The organism is Luteimonas galliterrae (assembly GCF_023374055.1).
Taxonomy (GTDB): domain Bacteria; phylum Pseudomonadota; class Gammaproteobacteria; order Xanthomonadales; family Xanthomonadaceae; genus Luteimonas_C; species Luteimonas_C galliterrae.
The window spans coordinates 1,861,946-1,874,628 of record NZ_JAMBEP010000001.1 but is presented as its reverse complement, the minus strand read 5'-3'; the positions used below and the strand labels follow the sequence as shown (position 1 = coordinate 1,874,628).

At 66.8% G+C, this 12,683-nt stretch carries 13 protein-coding genes, 1 tRNA gene and 1 pseudogene; 10 read left to right on the top strand and 5 right to left on the bottom strand.

The genetic code is table 11. The annotated features are described in order from the left end of the window. Nucleotides 1–781: 781 nt before the first annotated feature. Both M2650_RS08670 and M2650_RS08665 read right to left on the bottom strand, forming a co-directional pair. The gene (locus M2650_RS08670) at nucleotides 782–1,540 is read right to left on the bottom strand and encodes a M90 family metallopeptidase (RefSeq protein WP_249473284.1); all 759 of its coding nucleotides are present in this window, start codon (nucleotides 1,538–1,540) and stop codon (nucleotides 782–784) included. A 22-nt stretch (nucleotides 1,541–1,562) separates the two neighbouring features. Next, the gene (locus tag M2650_RS08665) at nucleotides 1,563–1,850 is read right to left on the bottom strand and encodes a hypothetical protein (protein ID WP_249473283.1); all 288 of its coding nucleotides are present in this window, start codon (nucleotides 1,848–1,850) and stop codon (nucleotides 1,563–1,565) included. A gap of 254 nt (nucleotides 1,851–2,104) precedes the next feature. On the opposite strand from M2650_RS08665, the gene birA reads away from it, so the two are divergent. From birA to M2650_RS08630, 7 genes are all read left to right on the top strand, one after another. Further along, nucleotides 2,105–3,106 (top strand): bifunctional biotin--[acetyl-CoA-carboxylase] ligase/biotin operon repressor BirA, encoded by a 1,002-nt coding sequence (gene birA, locus M2650_RS08660; protein WP_249473282.1) that lies wholly within the window; start codon nucleotides 2,105–2,107, stop codon nucleotides 3,104–3,106. Beyond that, complete coding sequence (locus M2650_RS08655; protein ID WP_249473281.1) at nucleotides 3,103–3,846, top strand: type III pantothenate kinase; 744 nt, start codon at nucleotides 3,103–3,105, stop codon at nucleotides 3,844–3,846. The genes birA and M2650_RS08655 overlap by 4 nt, the downstream gene beginning before the upstream one ends. 30 nt (nucleotides 3,847–3,876) lie before the next feature. Then, nucleotides 3,877–4,548, top strand: coding sequence for an SPOR domain-containing protein (locus tag M2650_RS08650; protein WP_249473280.1), 672 nt, complete (start codon nucleotides 3,877–3,879; stop codon nucleotides 4,546–4,548). Nucleotides 4,549–4,611: 63 nt separating this feature from the next. Further along, a tRNA-Thr gene (locus M2650_RS08645) sits at nucleotides 4,612–4,687 on the top strand. Nucleotides 4,688–4,928: 241 nt separating this feature from the next. After that, on the top strand, nucleotides 4,929–5,852 hold the full coding sequence (gene rocF / locus M2650_RS08640; RefSeq protein ID WP_249473279.1) for an arginase: 924 nt from the start codon (nucleotides 4,929–4,931) through the stop codon (nucleotides 5,850–5,852). A 152-nt stretch (nucleotides 5,853–6,004) separates the two neighbouring features. Beyond that, nucleotides 6,005–6,160, top strand: a complete 156-nt coding sequence (locus M2650_RS08635; RefSeq protein ID WP_249473278.1) for an entericidin A/B family lipoprotein — start codon at nucleotides 6,005–6,007, stop codon at nucleotides 6,158–6,160. A 225-nt stretch (nucleotides 6,161–6,385) separates the two neighbouring features. Next, the gene (locus tag M2650_RS08630) at nucleotides 6,386–6,589 is read left to right on the top strand and encodes a CsbD family protein (RefSeq protein WP_249473277.1); all 204 of its coding nucleotides are present in this window, start codon (nucleotides 6,386–6,388) and stop codon (nucleotides 6,587–6,589) included. A gap of 86 nt (nucleotides 6,590–6,675) precedes the next feature. Here M2650_RS08630 and M2650_RS08625 read toward each other — a convergent pair whose 3' ends face one another. Beyond that, a complete protein-coding gene (locus M2650_RS08625; RefSeq protein WP_249473276.1) occupies nucleotides 6,676–7,500 on the bottom strand; it encodes a hypothetical protein in 825 nt (274 codons plus the stop codon). A 190-nt stretch (nucleotides 7,501–7,690) separates the two neighbouring features. On the opposite strand from M2650_RS08625, the pseudogene M2650_RS08620 reads away from it, so the two are divergent. The 3 genes and pseudogenes from M2650_RS08620 to M2650_RS08610 all read left to right on the top strand — a co-directional run. Further along, nucleotides 7,691–8,908 (top strand): annotated as a pseudogene (locus tag M2650_RS08620) (tryptophan--tRNA ligase); the annotation flags it as partial. A gap of 137 nt (nucleotides 8,909–9,045) precedes the next feature. Further along, nucleotides 9,046–9,354 (top strand): hypothetical protein, encoded by a 309-nt coding sequence (locus M2650_RS08615; protein WP_249473274.1) that lies wholly within the window; start codon nucleotides 9,046–9,048, stop codon nucleotides 9,352–9,354. Nucleotides 9,355–9,473: 119 nt separating this feature from the next. Then, nucleotides 9,474–10,583: a GGDEF domain-containing protein gene (locus M2650_RS08610; RefSeq protein WP_249473273.1), complete on the top strand. Its 1,110-nt coding sequence runs from the start codon at nucleotides 9,474–9,476 to the stop codon at nucleotides 10,581–10,583. A gap of 134 nt (nucleotides 10,584–10,717) precedes the next feature. Here M2650_RS08610 and M2650_RS08605 read toward each other — a convergent pair whose 3' ends face one another. Both M2650_RS08605 and M2650_RS08600 read right to left on the bottom strand, forming a co-directional pair. Then, complete coding sequence (locus M2650_RS08605; protein ID WP_249473272.1) at nucleotides 10,718–11,104, bottom strand: VOC family protein; 387 nt, start codon at nucleotides 11,102–11,104, stop codon at nucleotides 10,718–10,720. A 112-nt stretch (nucleotides 11,105–11,216) separates the two neighbouring features. Continuing rightward, a complete protein-coding gene (locus M2650_RS08600) occupies nucleotides 11,217–12,671 on the bottom strand; it encodes a dihydrolipoamide acetyltransferase family protein (protein ID WP_249473271.1) in 1,455 nt (484 codons plus the stop codon). Between the last annotated feature and the right edge of the window lie 12 nt (nucleotides 12,672–12,683).

The window sequence follows — 12,683 nt, the reverse complement described above, 5'->3', positions numbered from 1 at the left end:
CGCGAGGGCGGGGATCCAGCGCCTTGGCTTGTCTCCCCTCTTTGAAAAAAGAAGGGTCGGAGGAGATTTGCTGTTGCTCTTGTGGAGCGGAGCTTGCTGCGCTGCCTTGGCTTGTGGGTTTGTCGCGATCTGCCGGCCGTTCCGGCCGGAGTTTCGTCCGCTAAAACCGCGGCCGAGTGACTTTCTTTTTGTGGGGCCCAAAAAGAACAGTAACCAAAGAAAAAGGGCCTTTGGAAGGGATCCCAGCGATGGGCGCCCCCGTGTTCTTGGCCACTGCTCGCCAGCGCTCGGGATTCCTCCGTCGCTTCGACATTCAGATGCGAGGCGATCGACCAGAACGCCTCCTTAGCGCAAATCCGCAAAAGCCGCGTCACCCATACGCTGCGAATCAAAATCTAGTACCTGCGTAAGAAGGTCACCCACGACGAAAGCGGAGTTGCCCGTAGGCTTTTCAGGTGCGACGAATCACTTAAGCTTCGGGCCCTTTCTTTGGTTACTTTCTTTGGGCCAACAAAGAAAGTGACCCGCGCGCAGCGCGGAAGCCTTTGTCCATGGCGCGAGTCGCAGCGAGGCCCACAAGAACGCGGGCCTGGATGACATGCCGCGCCTGCGGCATGCCCTTCGGGCCATCCGCTGCGCGGATGTTCGCTCCGGCATCCTGCCTGCGCAGTCCGGCCTTCGCCGGGATGACGGCTTAAGGGGCGAGAGCAAAAGCAACATGGGTCCCAGCGTTCGCTGGGATGACGGGTTTAAGGACAAGAGCAGTGGAGCGAGCTGCGCTCTACAGCGCGGAAGCGAAGGGGGAAGGGCCGTAGAAGCGCGTCAAGTGCGCGGCTACCTGCGGCATCGATTCGCGCAGCAACGCAGGCGCAGAAAAATGGTATTCGCTGGCGACGGCGAAGAATTCCTCCGGCGCCTCGGCGGCATAATCGTCGATCGCAGTTTCGCGTCCCGACAGGACCTGCGCGCACAACGCGTCGTAAGCGGCCTGGAAGTCGTGCGCCCATTGCCGCTGCCAATCGCGCGGCAACGGCGGCGTGCCGTCGAGCAGGCCGTCCAGCGCGTCGAGCTTGTGCGCGATCTCGTGCGCAGCGACGCAGAAGCCCGCGTCGGGCTTGGCCAGATCGGCCTGCACGTCCGCCCAGGACAGGATCACCGGCCCCGATTCCCAGGCTTCGCCGATCAGCTCGTCGTCCCATTCGTGCATCACGCCAGCGGCATCGACATGGGTGCGGTTGACGCGGAACGCATCCGGATACACCAACAGCTGCGACCAGCCGCGCAGGCCCTGGATGCCGAATTCGAGCAGAGGCAGGCAGCACAGCGCCGCGAGCAGCGCGCGCTGCGCCGGATCGAGCGCGAGCCCGGCCAGCGGCGTAATGGTTTTCTGGTGCAGGAAACGCGCGGTCAATGCGCGCAGGCGCGCGGCGCGGTCTTCATCCAGCGCGGCTATCCAAGGCGCGTCGAGGCGTACGGCCGCCCAAAGCGCAGGATCGAGTTCGGGCGGCGAAGGCCGCAGGCGTTGCAGGAGTTTGCGCATGCGGCGGCCGCGGGGCCGCCGGTCAGCGGAACATGCCCGGCAGGAAGCTGTGCCAGCGCGGACCCTGGCTGCGTACGGCGGCTTCGCCGCCACCGCCTTGGGTGGTGTTGGCAGCCGAGGCCGGCTTGCTGGCGGGCTTGGCGCCGCGTGCGGGGGTCGACGCCGGGGCCGTCTTGGGAGCGGCCGCCACCGAGGTTTCAGGCTCGGGGCAGGTACCGGTTTCGCCGTTGGGGGTCTGCATGCGGACATCGCGCGCGGAGACGGCTGCGCAAGCGCAGATCAGCAGCAGGGCGAGGCAGAGTCGGACCATGACGGCGGTTTCCAGAGGAGGCGCTGACCGGCCGCCGAAGCGGCCCGATCGCATCGCGGACTATACCTTGGATGCGACCGGACTGCAGAAGGTTGCATGTTGCGGCGCAGCATACGAGTTTGGCGCTTTCGGCCAGACTGCCGGACCGCGTCGAATCCGCCTTTTCGCATGTCCAAATCCCTAGATCTTCGCTGTGCGGCGGTTTGCCGCGGTCATCGACGATGCGCGATCGGCGCCGTGCACGGAGGCGGCGGATGAACGAGCGCGACTTGCTGGCGCACCTGATCGCCGGGCCGCTATCGGGCGATGCGCTCGCCGAAGCGTCGGGCCTCACCCGCGCGGCGATCTGGAAAAAGGTGCAGGCGCTGCGCGAAGCCGGCGTCGCGATAGACGCGCAGGCAGGGCGCGGCTATGCCCTGGCGCAACCGCTGCAGTTGCTCGATGCGACGGCGATCCTGGCAAGCATCGCGCCCGCGCAACGCGCGCGAATCGCCTCGCTGGACGTGGCCTGGAGCATCGACTCCAGCAATTCCGAACTGCTTCGCCGCGACACGCCCGCGCAAGGCAGCGCCGTGCTGCTGGCCGAACGCCAGACCGGCGGCCGCGGTCGTCGCGGCCGCGCCTGGGCGTCGCCGTTGGCCGCGAACCTGTACTTGTCGCTGTCGCGCCATTTCGGCGGCGGCTTGGCGCGCCTGGGCGGCCTGAGCCTGGTGGCGGGCGTGGCGGCCGCCGACGCGCTGCATGCGCTCGGTTACCGCGAAGCGCGCCTGAAATGGCCCAACGACCTCTTGATCGGAGCGCGCAAGCTCGGGGGCATTCTGGTCGAAGGCGGCGGCGAAAATGCCGGACCGGTGCGCGCCGTGATCGGATTGGGCTTGAATGTGCGCATGCCCGCAGCGGGCGCGGACAACATCGACCAGCCCTGGATCGACCTGGCGGCAATCGACGGCGACCAGATCCGCGCCTCGCGCAACGACCTGGCCGCCGCCTTGCTGACGCAACTGCTGCCTGCATTCGACCTTTTCGATGCGGAAGGCCTGGCGCCGTTCCTGCCACGCTACGCCGCCTACGATGCGTTGGCCGGAAACGAGGTGTCGGTGTCGATCGGCGACGCCTCGCATCGCGGCACCGCGCTCGGGATCGCGCAGGACGGCGCGCTGCGGGTAGGCTTGCGCGATGGCGAACGTCTCTTCCATTCCGGCGAGGTCAGCGTGAGGGCGCTCACGCCGGCGCGCGCCGGCGGGTCCGCGCCATGAACCGGCGCTGGCTGTTCGATCTGGGCAACACGCGGCTGAAATTCGCGCCCCTGCTCGATGGCGGCGTACTGGGCGACGTGGTCGCCGTGGCGCACGACAACGGCGACTTCGCCGTGGAAGTCGCGCAGGCCCTTCCGCGCGAAGGCGCGGTGGCGTACCTGGCCAGCGTCGCGTCGCCCGCCATGACCGCGGTGTTGCGCGACGCGTTGTCCGCCCGTTTCGGACACATCGTGGTCGCGCGCACGGCTTCGCAATTCGCCGGTCTGCGCATCGCCTATGCCGATCCGGACAAACTTGGCGTCGACCGCTTCCTGGCCTTGCTCGCGGCGCATGCGCGCGTCGCCGGCGCATCGCTGGTGGTCGGCGTCGGCACGGCGTTGACGATCGATTTGCTCGACGGCGCGGGGCTGCACCACGGCGGCCGCATCGCGCCGTCGCCGGCATTGATGCGCGCGGCCTTGCACCAGCGCGCTCGGCAGTTGCCGGAAAGCGGCGGCGCCTACGCCGAGTTCGCCGACGATACGCAGTCCGCGCTGGCCTCGGGTTGCGAAGGCGCGGCGATCGCCCTGATCGAACGCAGTCACGCGGCCGCGGCGCGGCAGTTGGGCGCACCGCCCGGCATGTTGCTGCATGGCGGCGGCGCGCCCGCTCTCGCCGCGCATCTGCCGCGGGCCGAGCTGGCGTCGCACCTGGTGCTGCGCGGTCTCGCGCACTGGGCGGCCCGTGCAGAGGCCGAATAAAATGCCGGCCTCTGCCGCTCCAGGACTGCCATGTTCGCGCGCGCCCTGATCGTCCTGTTGATCGCCATCAACGTCGGCGTCGCCATGTGGTGGCTGCTGCGCGGCGAACCGCCCGCGCCACCGGCTTTCGCGCAGCCTGCAGGCGTGCCGCGGTTGCAACTGCTCTCGGAAGCCAAGCCATTGGCCGCCGCACCGGCTCCGACAGCGCCAGTACCCGTCGTGGCTGCCCCAGCGCCGGTCGCTCCGAACCAATGCTTCAGCCTGGGTCCTTTCGCCACGTCCACCACGCTGCGCGAAGCCAGCGCGAAGCTGCGGCCCCAGGTCGTGCGCCTGAGCGCGCGCGAGACCACGCCCGCGAATGCGCGCGGCTACACCGTGCTGATGCCGTCGCTGGCCACGCGCGAGTTGGCCCAGGCCGCTGCGGAGAGAATCAAGGCGGCGGGTTTCGACGACTACCTGCTGATCAACGAGGGCGCCGACGCCAACGGCATTGCGCTCGGCCGCTACGGGTCGCAGGAATCCGCGCAGCGCCGGCAGGCGGCGCTGCAGGCGGCCGGGTTCGCCGCGGAAATAAGGCCGATCGGCGACGCCGGGCCGGCCTGGCTCGATATCGAAGCGCGCGCAGGCCTGGACCTGGCCAAACTGCGCACCGATGCGGGCGCCGCGCAGGCGCAGCCGCTGGATTGCGCCAGCTTGCGCTGACGCCACGCGCTAGAATGCGCCGGTCCGCCGCGACGCCGGCCCCTGGCCGGATTTCCAAGATGTGCCGGCATAGCTCAGTCGGTAGAGCAACCGCCTTGTAAGCGGTAGGTCCCCAGTTCGAATCCGGGTGCCGGCACCAATATGAAATTGCTGGCGGGGCCGCTGTCCCTGCAGCCCCCGTGCGATCGGATGACGGCCCCTGGGGAGTAGGCCGTAGCGCACGCTGCCAGCGGTCTTCAGAGTGTCCGCCTTCATGCCGCGCCGCAGTCGGCTATTCGCCTGGAACGAAGTAGGAAAATTCCTACGTTCGCAGCTGTTTTTTGCCGATGCCCGGCATGGCGCCTATGATGACGACGCTATTTTCCCAGGATCTCGCCGCAATGAGCCGCACCTATCCACCGGTATCCCTGATCGGCGCCCCGACCGACATCGGCGCCGGGCACCGCGGCGCGAGCATGGGCCCGGAAGCGATGCGCATCGCCGGCCTGGGCGAGGCGCTGATCGCGCGCGGCATCGACGTGGTCGACCGCGGCGACGTGACCGGACCGCGCAATCCCTGGCTGCCGCCGGTGGACGGGTATCGCCATCTCAACGAAGTGGTGGCCTGGAACCGCGCCGTGATGGAGGCGCTGAGCGCCGAATTCCGCGCCGGACGCATGCCGATCCTGCTGGGCGGCGACCATTGCCTGGCGATCGGATCGCTGAGCGCGGTGGCGCGCCATTGCCGCGAAACCGGGAAGAAATTGCGCGTGCTCTGGCTGGATGCGCATTCGGATTTCAATACGCACGAAGTTACGCCGTCCGGAAATATCCACGGCATGCCGGTGGCCTGCGCCTGCGGGCTCGGCCCGGACGCGCTGACCGGCCTGGGCGGACACGTGCCGGCGATGCGGCCCGACCAGATCCGCCAGATCGGCATCCGTTCGGTCGATCCGCCGGAGAAGAAACTGATCCAGCAGTACGGGTTGGATGTGTACGACATGCGCTACATCGACGAAGTCGGCATGAAGCGCACGATGGAAGCCGCGCTCGACGGCGTCGGTGCCGATACGCACTTGCACGTCAGCTTCGACGTCGACTTCCTCGATCCGAGCATCGCGCCGGGCGTAGGCACCACGGTGCCCGGCGGTCCGAATTACCGCGAGGCGCAGTTGGTCATGGAGATGATCGCCGACAGCGGACGCATGGGTTCGCTCGACATCATGGAACTCAATCCGGCGCTGGACAGCCATAACCGCACCGCCGAACTGGCGGTGGATCTGGTCGAGAGCCTGTTCGGAAAATCGACGCTGATGCGCGACTGACGGCGTTTGCCCGCGCCATTCATTCCGGGTTTCGCTCCGGCTCATCGGTGCCGGCCCAATGCACATGGGCTTCACACCGGAATGCGGTTCCATAGCCGGGCGGCGCGCCGGGGCAGGCGTGCCGGCCAACCATCACCACCGAGGAGATATCCATGAAGCGTTTGATTGCCCTGATGTTGCTGGCCATGTTCTCGCTCGGCACGCTGAGCGCCTGCAATACCGTCAAGGGCGCAGGCCAGGACGTGCAGAAGGCGGGCGAGAAAGTGGAAGAGGCCGCCGACAAGACCGGCGGCACCGAAAACCCGTAGCGTCGATATCGCAAAATTGCGATTGAGCGACAAAGAACGGGCCGGAGCGATCCGGCCCGTTCTTTTTTGTGCATTCAGATTCGATATCGCGCATCGCGACGCGCGATGAACGCTTCAGTCGTCGCAACCCCAATGCAACGCAATCTTGACCTTGTCTAAAGGCGCCGGGGCGCAAGCTTTGCACGCGGCAGGATATCCCTGCCGTCAGCAAAATAAGGAAGCGCCATGAACAAAGACATCATTGCCGGCAAGTGGACCCAGATCAAAGGCCAAGCCCAGGCCAAATGGGGCGATCTGACCGACGACGTGTTCGATGTCGCCAGCGGCGATAGCAAATATCTGGCCGGAAAACTGCAGGAGCAGTACGGCTGGGATCGCGATCGCGCCGAACGCGAAGTGCAGGATTTCGAGAAGACCCTCAATTCCTGATCGGCGGCAGTTCGTTCTCTCCCCCTTGATCTGATCGTGAGAAGGCCGGCTTGCGCCGGCTTTCTCTTGTGCGTTGCGCACCGCGTTCATCCGTTCGGCGGATCGGGCACGAACGCGCCCGGAAACGCGCGCGGTTCGTCGCGCCCCCAGTACCGGTACAGCTGCGGCAGGATGCCCATCGCGGCCAAGTTGTCGCGATCGTCGTAACGCAGTTGCACGACCTGCGCCGGCCGCGAACTGGCGCGCACGAAGTTCGTGCTGCTGACCGGCGCCCATTCGCGCGCACCGTGGCCGGTGCCGATCCGCTGCTGGGCGATTTCGCGCGCCGGCGCCGATGCGTCGGCGTGGCCGGAAGACCCGCGTTCGGCGGTGGCGGGCGCATTCGTGCTTTTGGCGCGCGCTTCGTCGCGGGCATAGGGCGGATACGGAGGCGGGTAGGGCGGCTCGTAATAGCGCGGCTGCGATTCGCGGAACACGGCGATGCCGATCACGCCGACGTTTTCCGGCCGGCCGGTGCGCGCGGCATAGCTGTCGGGCAGGTCGGTGAAATAGAACTGGGCGACGTCGTCCATCGACTTGCGCCAACCGGCAATCTCGGTGCTCTGCCAGGGCGCGAGCACATAACCGGCCTGCGACGGATGCGCGGTGCGGCCGTCGACGGCGTTGACGCCGTCCACCGACAGCACCACCAGTACGCGCTCGCCGCTGGTGTTGGTCAGGCGCACGGCGTAGCGGTGGCCGGGCTCGCCAGGCACGTAGATGCGGCCGCGATGCGGGTATTCGGGCAGCCATTGGCCGGTGTCGCGGTCGACCAGGTCGATGTCGACCAGCGAGCGCGCCGATGCCGGCTGGCAGGCGGTGGCGGCGGCCGCGAGCACGGCGGCGGCCAGCAATAGCGATTTGCGGATCATGTGTCGTCTCCGGGGTGGGCACGACTGCTAACGGGCCTGGGCCAGGATCGGGGTTGTTCTTTGTGGGAGCGGCTTCAGCCGCGAGCTCTTGATCTGTTTTTCGAGGGCCACCCAACCCATGGCATCAAAAGCTCGCGGCTGAAGCCGCTCCCACAAGAGCGAGCGTGGGCCAACGGTTAAACTGGCGGCCATGAACGATTCGAAACCCAGCTCCCCCGGCCGCAAAACCCGCGTCCTGACCGGCATCACCACCTCCGGCACGCCGCACCTGGGCAATTACGTGGGCGCCATCCGGCCCGCGATCGCTGCCAGCCATCAGTCCGACGTCGAGAGCTTCTATTTCCTGGCCGACCTGCACAGCCTGATCAAGCTGCAGCCGCCCGAGCGCGTCCAGCGTTCGACGCTGGAAATCGCGGCGGCGTGGCTAGCCGCGGGGCTGGATCCGTCGAAGGTCTGGTTCTACCGACAGTCCGACATCCCCGAAATCACCGAGTTGACCTGGTTGCTGACCTGCGTCGCCGGCAAGGGCATCCTCAACCGCGCCCATGCCTACAAGGCCGCGGTCGACAAGAACCGCGGCGAGGGCGAGGACGACGATGCCGCGATCAACGCGGGGTTGTTCATGTACCCGGTGCTGATGGCCGCCGACATCCTGCTGTTCAATGCCGAGCGGGTGCCGGTGGGCCGCGACCAGATCCAGCACATCGAGATGGCGCGCGATTTCGGCCAGCGCTTCAACCACATCTACGGCGATCACTTCGCGTTGCCGGAAGCGGCGATCGAGGAGCACGTGGCCACGTTGCCGGGTCTGGACGGACGCAAGATGTCCAAGAGCTACGACAACGTGATCCCGCTGTCGTCTTCGCGCGAGCAGCTGAAGAAATTGATCTTTTCGATCGTCACCGATTCCAGGGCGCCGGGCGAGGCCAAAGAGGCCGATGGCTCCAACGTCTTCCAGCTCTATCAGGCTTTCGCCACGGCCGACGAAACCGCGGCCATGCGCCAGGCCTTCGCCGATGGCATCGGCTGGGGCGACGCCAAGCAGAAGCTTTTCGAGCGAATCGATGCTGAGATCGCCCCGCTGCGCGAGCGCTACCAGGCATTGGTGGCCAACCCGCAGCGCATCGAAGAGCAACTGCGCGACGGTGCGCAGCGCGTGCGCGCGGCCTACGCCACGCCGCTGCTGGGGCGGTTGCGCGAAGCGGTCGGCCTGCGCGACCTGTCAAGCGTGCCGCAGTCGACGGGAAAGGCGCAAACCAAGAGCGCCGTGACGCCGCAATTCAAGCAATACCGCGAGAATGACGGCCGCTTCTACTTCAAGCTGGTGCAGGGCGAGCGCGTGCTGCTGCAGAGCATCGGCTTCGATTCGCCGAAAGAAGCGGGCGCGCGCATCGGCCACCTGAAGCGCGAAGGCGCAGCCGTGCTGCACCACGTCGCTGGCGAGGGCGTGCACCTGGGCAAGGAGCTGATCGGCAAACTGGCCGAAGATGCGGCCTTCGAGGAGATCATCGGCGCGGTGGCCGCGCTCGTCGAGGCCGATGCCTGATGAGTCCGCTGGTTTCGTTGAACCTGGCCCTGATCCTGTTCCTGCCGTGGCTGCTGATCCTGGGCGTGCTGTATTGGCTGTACCCGCGCCAGCCGCGCCATGGCCGGCGGCGGCTGTTCGACGCCGGAGCGCTGGCGGCATCGCTGGCGGCCTTCGTGCTGACCATGCAATGGGCTTACGGCTACGCCGACCCCCGCTGGGGCGGGATGTGGAAGCAGATCCTGGCCACCTCGGTGGCTTATGGCGCCTTTCTGCTGGTCCTGGGCCTGGCGTTCGCCTTCCGTCGGCGATGGATGGCCCGAAGCTGAATCGTTGGCGGCCGGCGGCGGCCGGAAATCGGGAAATCGCGCATTCCTCCACAGATTGCTGAAGCCACATCTGCGAGTTTGAAGCCGAACGACCCGGCAGGAGGCCGGTTTCAGGACGCATGAACTCGCTGGCCAGGCAATTCGCGGTGGATCTCGAGGTGGACGTTCGCGAAAGCGAGCGCCTGGCGATCCTCGACAGCTACGCCATTCTCGACAGCGAAGGCGAGCAGGCCTTCGACGACATCGTGCAATTGGCCTGCGCCATTTGCGAAACGCCGGTAGCCAGCATCACCCTGATCGATCACGACCGGCAGTGGTTCAAGGCCAGCGTCGGCTTCGGCGTGCGCGAGACGCCGCGCGAGGAAGCCGTATGCGACGTCGCGATCCGCACCCCGGAGCGATTGCTGGAAATTCCCGACCTGCAAGACGACGCGCGCACGCCGATGCGTCCTACGGACGCCGCCGGCATCGCGCTACGGTTCTATGCGGGCATGCCCTTGGTGAGCCCCGAAGGCCATGCGCTCGGTACGGTATGCGTGCTCGACCACGCGCCGCGTTCGCTGACGGAAGCGCAAAGGCGGGCGCTGGGCGCATTGGGACGCCAAGTGCAGCACCTGCTCGAGTTGCGCCGTTACGTGCTGCAGCAGGGCAGCATCCTGCAGCAGCGGCTGGCCGAAGCCGAGCGGCTGGAAAGCGCGCGCGCCGACCTGCAGCGCCGCCACGACGACATGAAGCGCGCGGCCACCTACGACGCGCTCACCGGCCTGCTCAACCGCACGGCCCTGGAGCAGCTGCGGCAGCGGCCCGATGCGATGCTCAGGCTGGAGGCGGCGACCTATTCGCTGGCGGTGGTGGACATCGACCACTTCAAGCAGGTCAACGACCGCTACGGACACCTGATCGGAGACGAGGTGTTGCGTGCGGTCGCGGAAGTGATCGCCGCGTCGATCCGCCAGGACGACATCGCGGTCCGCTACGGCGGCGAAGAATTCCTGCTGGTGCTGCTGGCCACGCCCCTGGCCAGCGCCTACGAAGTGGCCGAGCGCATCCGCCAGAGCGTGATGGAGGCGCCGCTGCCGTTCCCGGTGACCGTTTCGGTGGGCATCGCTGCCGCCACGCCACCGCGGGATACGCCGGAGAAAGTGTTCGAACTTGCGGACCAGGCGCTGTATCGGGCCAAGGCGGGCGGGCGCAATCGGGTGGTCGCGGACGATACGCAGCGGTTTTGAGCTCGGCCCGCACGGCTTTTTTGTGGGAGCGGCTTTAGCCGCGATCTTTTGACGCTTAATTCCAGGATAGGAAGAGCTCGCGGCTAAAGCCGCTCCCACAAAAAAGCCGCTCCGCAAAAAAAAGCGATGGCAGCTCAACCTTCCCATGTATTCAGATGCGGCCCGAACGGATCGCGCTGCTTGCGCACCACGCAAAAACGGTGGCCGCTGGGCGCTTCCAGCACCCACCAGGTGCGGATCTTCTCGATTTTGCGTGCGCCTAGCTTTTCGAGGCGCTCGGCTTCGGCATCCACGTCGTCGCTTTCGATGTCCAGGTGGACACGCGACGGATGGTCGACCTTCTGCAACAGCAGCATCGGCTCGTCCGCGTCGACCTTCAGTTCGGCGTACTTGCCGTCGCCGTCCGAGTCGGCATTGGCGACCGGCTTGCCGAGCGCCTTGCTCCAGAATTCGACGGATGCTTTCAGGTCGTCCACTTGGCAATCCAGCACGAAAGTGGACAAGCGGCTGTGGTGGGTCATGAAAACCTCCCGGTCCCGATCGATGTTTTCAACCGTCATCCCGAGGCGAGGACCTGTTTTTCTCATGCACAAATAAGCAGGTCCCTCACTTCGTTCGGGATGACATCCTCTGCTATTGCGACAATGCCAGATCGTCCAACATCGCCTTGAGGAAGCGAGCGGCTTCGCCGCCGGTGCAGGCGCGATGGTCGAAAGTCAGCGACAGCGGTATCACCTTGTGCGATTCGAAGCCGCCGATCACCGGCGTGATCTGGTGGCGGCCGCGGCCGGCGGCGACGATCGCCACGGTCGGCGGCACGATCACAGGCGTGGCGTAGCGGCCGGCGAACATGCCGAAATTGGACAGCGAGATCGTGTAGCCGCTGAGTTCCGAAGCGGGAATGCTGCGGTCCTCGACTTGCGTGCGCAGCCGGTTCACCGCCTGGCGCACGCCGCGCGCGTCGAGCACGTCCGCGTTGCGCAGCGCCGGCACGAACAGGCCGTCGTCGGTATCCACCGCGATGCCGATGTCGACGTGCGGATGCAGGGTGCGGGTCAACTTGTCGCCGTCGAACCATGCGTTGAGCGCCGGCACCGCCTTGCATGCGGCGACGATCGCGCGCACCAGGCGGCCGGTGACGTCGTTGCCCGGCGCCCAGGCGTGGATGTCGGCGTCGTCGCTGAGCGTGGTCGGCACGACCTTGGCGTGCGCGTCGGCCATCACCCGCGCCATGTTGCGGCGTACGCCCTTGAGTTGTTCCGGCTGGCCGCTGGCGCTGACCGACGGCGGTTGCGTGCGCATCGGCTTGCCGCTGACGGATAAGGCGGTGCGTTGGTCTTCCCTTCTCCCTGCGGGAGAAGGTGCCCGTAGGGCGGATGAGGGTTCGTTGTGTGGCTGACCTCCACGGTGCTCGGTACCCTCACCCTCAGCCCCTCTCCCGTTGGGAGAGGGGAGCGAACGCGCGCTGCCATCGGCTGCGGCACGCTTCACATCGTCCATCGTCACCACGCCGTCCGTGCCGCTGCCGCGCACGCGCGACAGGTCCACGCCCAGCTTGCGCGCCTGCGCGCGCACGGCCGGCATCGCTTTGACGCCGCCGACTGCGACCGCTTGCTCGCTGCGCACCGCGTCGGAACTCTGCATGGCGCCGACCACGGTGCCGCTGTCCTGACGTTTGCCTTCGGCCTGCGCTTTCGGCGCGGCCTTGTCGGTTTCGGCGATCTCGCCGCCTTCATCGGAGGCGACAACCTTGTCGCCGTCGCTCGGCGCCTGACTGCCGGCACCTTTGGCTGGACCGTGGTGATGGCCGGTGTCCTGGCCTTCGGCGCGCTGCGGCAGCTTGGGATCGATCTCGAATTCGGCCAGCACGCTGCCGGTCACGATCACGTCGCCTTCGCCGCCGGCGAGCTTGAGCACCTTGCCCGATACCGGCGACGGCACTTCGACGACGGCTTTCGCGGTCTCCATCGAGACCAACGGTTCGTCCAGCTTGATCGTGTCGCCGACCTTGACGAACCACTCGACGATGGTCGCGTCGGGCAGGCCTTCGCCGAGATCCGGCAGCAGGAAGGGTTTCTTGTCGGCCATGTTTTCCTCTTG

Excerpts from the sequence above, each read along its gene's own strand:
- M2650_RS08615 (WP_249473274.1), top strand. The coding sequence starts at position 9,046 with ATGAGTCCGCTGGTTTCGTTGAACCTGGCCCTGATCCTGTTCCTGCCG.
- M2650_RS08670 (WP_249473284.1), bottom strand. The coding sequence starts at position 1,540 with ATGCGCAAACTCCTGCAACGCCTGCGGCCTTCGCCGCCCGAACTCGAT.
- rocF (WP_249473279.1), top strand. The coding sequence starts at position 4,929 with ATGAGCCGCACCTATCCACCGGTATCCCTGATCGGCGCCCCGACCGAC.
- M2650_RS08665 (WP_249473283.1), bottom strand. The coding sequence starts at position 1,850 with ATGGTCCGACTCTGCCTCGCCCTGCTGCTGATCTGCGCTTGCGCAGCC.
- M2650_RS08625 (WP_249473276.1), bottom strand. The coding sequence starts at position 7,500 with ATGATCCGCAAATCGCTATTGCTGGCCGCCGCCGTGCTCGCGGCCGCC.
- M2650_RS08600 (WP_249473271.1), bottom strand. The coding sequence starts at position 12,671 with ATGGCCGACAAGAAACCCTTCCTGCTGCCGGATCTCGGCGAAGGCCTG.
- M2650_RS08605 (WP_249473272.1), bottom strand. The coding sequence starts at position 11,104 with ATGACCCACCACAGCCGCTTGTCCACTTTCGTGCTGGATTGCCAAGTG.
- birA (WP_249473282.1), top strand. The coding sequence starts at position 2,105 with ATGAACGAGCGCGACTTGCTGGCGCACCTGATCGCCGGGCCGCTATCG.
- M2650_RS08655 (WP_249473281.1), top strand. The coding sequence starts at position 3,103 with ATGAACCGGCGCTGGCTGTTCGATCTGGGCAACACGCGGCTGAAATTC.
- M2650_RS08630 (WP_249473277.1), top strand. The coding sequence starts at position 6,386 with ATGAACAAAGACATCATTGCCGGCAAGTGGACCCAGATCAAAGGCCAA.
- M2650_RS08610 (WP_249473273.1), top strand. The coding sequence starts at position 9,474 with ATGAACTCGCTGGCCAGGCAATTCGCGGTGGATCTCGAGGTGGACGTT.
- M2650_RS08635 (WP_249473278.1), top strand. The coding sequence starts at position 6,005 with ATGAAGCGTTTGATTGCCCTGATGTTGCTGGCCATGTTCTCGCTCGGC.
- M2650_RS08650 (WP_249473280.1), top strand. The coding sequence starts at position 3,877 with ATGTTCGCGCGCGCCCTGATCGTCCTGTTGATCGCCATCAACGTCGGC.